General features: G+C 56.5%; 4 protein-coding genes and 1 pseudogene. 1 reads left to right on the forward strand and 4 read right to left on the reverse strand.

The features are described 5' to 3' along the window. Window positions 1-536: IclR family transcriptional regulator (locus NDI87_RS16670; RefSeq protein WP_296276702.1), on the forward strand; the 536-nt coding region annotated here is incomplete at its 5' end. Here the strand turns inward: NDI87_RS16670 and pbpG are convergent. The 4 genes and pseudogenes from pbpG to NDI87_RS16690 all read right to left on the reverse strand — a co-directional run. Further along, window positions 537-1,616: a D-alanyl-D-alanine endopeptidase gene (gene pbpG / locus NDI87_RS16675; RefSeq protein ID WP_296276703.1), complete on the reverse strand. Its 1,080-nt coding sequence runs from the start codon at window positions 1,614-1,616 to the stop codon at window positions 537-539. It abuts the gene before it with no gap. Window positions 1,617-1,717: 101 nt separating this feature from the next. After that, window positions 1,718-3,256, reverse strand: a complete 1,539-nt coding sequence (locus NDI87_RS16680) for a 2-isopropylmalate synthase (RefSeq protein ID WP_296276704.1) — start codon at window positions 3,254-3,256, stop codon at window positions 1,718-1,720. Window positions 3,257-3,437: 181 nt separating this feature from the next. Next, window positions 3,438-4,253, reverse strand: coding sequence for a CDP-diacylglycerol--serine O-phosphatidyltransferase (gene pssA, locus NDI87_RS16685; RefSeq protein ID WP_296276705.1), 816 nt, complete (start codon window positions 4,251-4,253; stop codon window positions 3,438-3,440). Between the two features lie 72 nt (window positions 4,254-4,325). Then, window positions 4,326-4,487, reverse strand: a pseudogene (locus NDI87_RS16690) (ketol-acid reductoisomerase); the annotation flags it as partial.

The raw sequence follows: 4,487 nt of genomic DNA on the forward strand, positions 1-4,487 counted from the left end.
AGAACCGCTTGAATGTGCGCGACGCCGCGCTGGAACCCATGCGTGAGTTGCACCGCCTGACGCAGCAAGCGGTCAACCTGAGCATCCGCCAGGGCGATGAAATCATTTACATCGAAAGAGCCTACAGCGAGCGTTCTGGCATGCAGGTGATCCGGGCCATTGGCGGCCGTGCGCCCTTGCACCTGACGTCGGTAGGCAAATTGTTTCTGGCGGCAGATGACGTTCAGAAAGTGCGGTCTTATGCGCTGCGCACCGGTCTCAGTGGCCACACCCGCAACAGCCTGACACAACTGCCGACACTCGAACGCGAACTCACCAAAGTGCGCCGTGATGGCTTCTCCACCGACAATGAAGAGCTGGAGCTTGGGGTGCGCTGCATGGCGGCAGGCATCCGGGATGATCAGGGGAAGTTGGTAGCAGGTTTGTCGATTTCAGCGCCAACCGGTCGGCTGGACGAGTCCTGGTTACCCAAACTCAAAGCCACGGCTCAGGAGATTTCGGCCAACCTGGGTGCCCGGGTGAGCCACACTGACTGATCAGCCGCCAGACACTCTGGTGTCTGCCTTGATGACAGCCGCATTGGCAGCGGATTCGACCCAGTGACGCACGCGCTCGGCGTCTCCCAGACGGCTCAATTTGCCCGCCGAGTCCAGGAAAATCATGATCAATTGCCGGCCAGCCACCTTGGTCTGCATGACCAGGCAACGCCCGGCCTCCGAAATGTAGCCGGTTTTTTGCAAGCCGATGTCCCAGGACGGATTTTTAACCAATCTGTTGGTGTTGTTGAATTGCAGCGTCCGATTGCCCACCGCGACCTGATGCCCCGTAGAGGTGCTCAATTCACGCAGCAAGGGGTGCTGGTGCGCTACGTTTACCAGCTTGGCCAGGTCACGCGCGCTGGACATGTTGCTGCTGGACAAACCCGTGGGCTCGACATAGCGGGTGTCTTTCATGCCCAGCAATTGGGCCTTGTTGTTCATCAGCCTGGTAAAAACGGCCAGCCCACCCGGATAGGTACGCCCCAGCGCATGGGCGGCGCGGTTTTCGCTGGACATCAACGCCAGGTGCAGTAGCTCACCCCGGCTCAGTTCCGTGCCCACTCGCAAACGGGAGCTGCTGCCTTTTTCTGTATCGACATCCTGCTGTGTGATGACGATTTTTTCATCCATGGACAAGTTGGCCTCAGTGACGATCAAACCCGTCATCAATTTGGTCAGTGAAGCAATCGGCAACACGGCTTGGTCGTTTTTGCTGATCAGCACTTCCTGGGTGTCCTGATCGATGACAAAGGCGACACTTGATTTGAGATTGAGGTCGTCGGCAGCCTGATGCAAGCCGGCCATTTGACCAAATGATGGTTTTGGCGGGGTACGGGCCACTCTGACAGGAGCTGCTTTTCGCTTGCCAGAGACCAGTATTTTGCTAACGCGGCGTTTGGCAACCGTTGCCGTTTTTTTCTGTTTGCTGACCTGCGTTTTATGGACTTTTTGTGTTTTCTGCGTTTTGGCGGGTGCTGCCTGGACAACGGGTGCCCAGGCAAACCAGCTCAACAAGCTCAAAAGACAAATCAAACCACGTACTTTTTTTCCGAAAAAACGGTTTAGGTCGGTGGTCATAAACTTATCTCCTTGAAGCCAATTAGCAGGAACGAAGTTTAAACATAAAAACTCAGCTGTAGCAAGTACTTACAAAACTTTGTTAAACCAGTTTGCGTTACTCAGACCTGGGCCGATACCCGTTCGGCCTGGCTTTGGAGTTTATTCAGGGCACTCAGGTAGGCTTTGGCCGAGGCCACCACAATGTCGGGGTCGGCGCCTATGCCGTTGACGATGCGGCCATTGTTTTGCAGGCGCACGGTCACCTCACCCTGGCTTTCGGTGGAACCGCTGATGGCGTTGACCGAATAAAGCACCATCTCGGCACCGCTGATGACGTTGGCTTCAATGGCCTTGAGCGAGGCGTCCACCGGCCCGTTGCCATTGGCCGTGCTGGTCACTTCCTTGCCGCCAATGGTCATGACCACCGTGGCCTGCGGGATTTCGCCGGTTTCGCTGTGCTGGGACAAAGAGACAAAACCGAACTGCTCGTGGCTTTGGGCCACATTTTCTTCGCTCACCAAAGCCAGGATGTCTTCGTCAAAAATCTCGCTCTTGCGGTCGGCGAGTTCCTTGAATTTGGCAAAGGCCAGATTCACATCGGCTTCGCTTTCCATTTGCACGCCCAGTTCCTGCAAGCGCTGTTTGAAGGCATTGCGCCCGCTCAATTTGCCAAGCACGATTTTGTTGGCGGTCCAGCCCACATCTTCGGCCCGCATGATCTCATAGGTATCGCGCGCTTTCATCATGCCGTCCTGGTGGATGCCTGAAGCGTGGGCAAAGGCGTTGGCGCCGACGATGGCCTTGTTGGGCTGCACCACAAAACCCGTGGTCTGGCTCACCATGCGGCTGGCCGCAAGAATCTGGGTGGTGTCGACACCGACATCCAGATCAAAATAGTCGCGCCGGGTGCGCACGGCCATCACCACCTCTTCCAGGCTGCAGTTGCCGGCACGCTCACCCAGGCCGTTGATGGTGCATTCGACCTGGCGCGCACCACCGATCATGACACCCGCCAGCGAATTGGCCACTGCCATGCCGAGGTCGTTGTGGCAATGCACCGACCAAATGGCTTTGTCGGCATTGGGCACGCGCTCGCGCAATCGCTTGATGAAGTTACCGTACAGCTCGGGGATGGCGTAACCCACGGTGTCGGGCACGTTGATGGTGGTGGCGCCCTCTTTGATGACGGCTTCAATCACCCGGCACAAGAAGTCTTCTTCGCTGCGGTAGGCGTCTTCGGCACTGAATTCGATGTCGGCCACCCGGTTGCGGGCAAAGCGCACCGCCAGTTTGGCCTGCTCCAGCACCTGCTCGGGCGTCATGCGGAGTTTTTTCTCCATGTGCACCGGCGAGGTGGCAATAAAGGTGTGGATGCGCGGCCGGTTGGCGCCTTGTACCGCATCTGCCGCCAGCGTGATGTCACGGTCATTGGCACGCGACAAGGAACACACGGTGGCGTCCTTGATGGCAAGGGCAATGGCCTTGATGGCCTCAAAATCACCATTGGAACTGGCCGCAAAACCGGCTTCGATGACATCGACTTTCAGGCGCTCCAGTTGCCGCGCAATGCGCAATTTTTCATCGCGGGTCATGGAGGCGCCGGGCGACTGCTCGCCGTCACGCAAGGTGGTGTCAAAAATTACCAATTTGTCTGACATGTCATTTCTCCTGGGATATTTACAAAGGCGATTGAGAAGGTCTGGGCAACAAAAAAGCCCGTCGCGGATGCTGACGGGCTTTTGGGGTTGATGCAATCACGCGCTAACCACTCCGCCCGCAGGACGTTAGGTTTAGCAGTAGTGAAAATTGATGCATGGCTTCAATATAACACAGCTCTCTTCATTTATGCAGGCCGCGTTCATCGGGTTCATCGGTCGACGTGCTGATGACGCTGGTAGGAATCCCCTTGGCTTTGCGCCAGAAGTAAATCACATAGCCACTCAAACCATACAGCACAAACAAACCAAACATCACGATTGGCGGATCAATGTTGATGATGGCGATACCGATGGCAATCAGCACAATCACCGCAAAGGGCACGCTGCGTTTCATCTGGATGTCTTTGAAGCTGTAGAACGGCACATTGGTCACCATGGTCAGCCCGGCATACAGGCACACGGCAAACATCGGCCACGCCCATTGCGGACCGGCACTGCCCAAATCGGTCATGACCCAAATAAAACCAGCTACCAAGGCCGCTGCCGCGGGCGACGGCAAACCCTGAAAATAGCGTTTGTCGACCACGGCGGTGTTGACGTTAAAGCGCGCCAGCCGCAAGGCCGCACAGGCGCAATAGACAAAAGCGGCAATCCAGCCCCAGCGGCCCAGGCCCTTGAGCGCCCACACATAAGCAATCAGGGCCGGCGCAGCACCGAAAGACACCATGTCGGAGAGCGAATCCATTTGCTCACCAAAGGCGCTTTGGGTGTTGGTCATGCGCGCCACGCGCCCGTCCAGACTGTCGAGCACCATGGCGCAAAAAACACCGACTGCGGCCAGGTCGAAACGACCATTGATCGCCATCACAATGGCGTAAAAGCCACCAAAAAGTGCTGCCAGCGTAAAGAGGTTGGGCAGAATGTAAATGCCTTTACGACGCTTTTTCAGCATCACACCGCCAGTGTGCTCTGTGTTCTGTGTGTTCACTTCTTCCATTCGTTTTGTCTTAGGTTGCCGCCATAATAACAAAGGCCACCGAAGTGGCCTTTGTTTTGACAAACGCGGCAATCAGTTGCGCGTCTGGTCAACCAGTTTGTTTTTGGCAATCCAGGGCATCATGGCGCGCAGCTTGGCACCCACCACTTCGATCTGGTGATCGGCGGTGTTGCGGCGGCGAGCGGTCATGCTCGGGTAGTTGGTGCGGCCTTCCAGAATGAACATCTTGGCGTA

It is taken from the genome of Rhodoferax sp. (genome assembly GCF_023701345.1).
Taxonomy (GTDB): Bacteria; Pseudomonadota; Gammaproteobacteria; order Burkholderiales; family Burkholderiaceae_C; genus Rhodoferax.

What these genes read in the sequence shown, in the direction of transcription:
- pbpG (WP_296276703.1), bottom strand. Translation starts at nt 1,616, where the DNA reads ATGACCACCGACCTAAACCGTTTTTTCGGAAAAAAAGTACGTGGTTTG.
- pssA (WP_296276705.1), bottom strand. Translation starts at nt 4,253, where the DNA reads ATGGAAGAAGTGAACACACAGAACACAGAGCACACTGGCGGTGTGATG.
- NDI87_RS16680 (WP_296276704.1), bottom strand. Translation starts at nt 3,256, where the DNA reads ATGTCAGACAAATTGGTAATTTTTGACACCACCTTGCGTGACGGCGAG.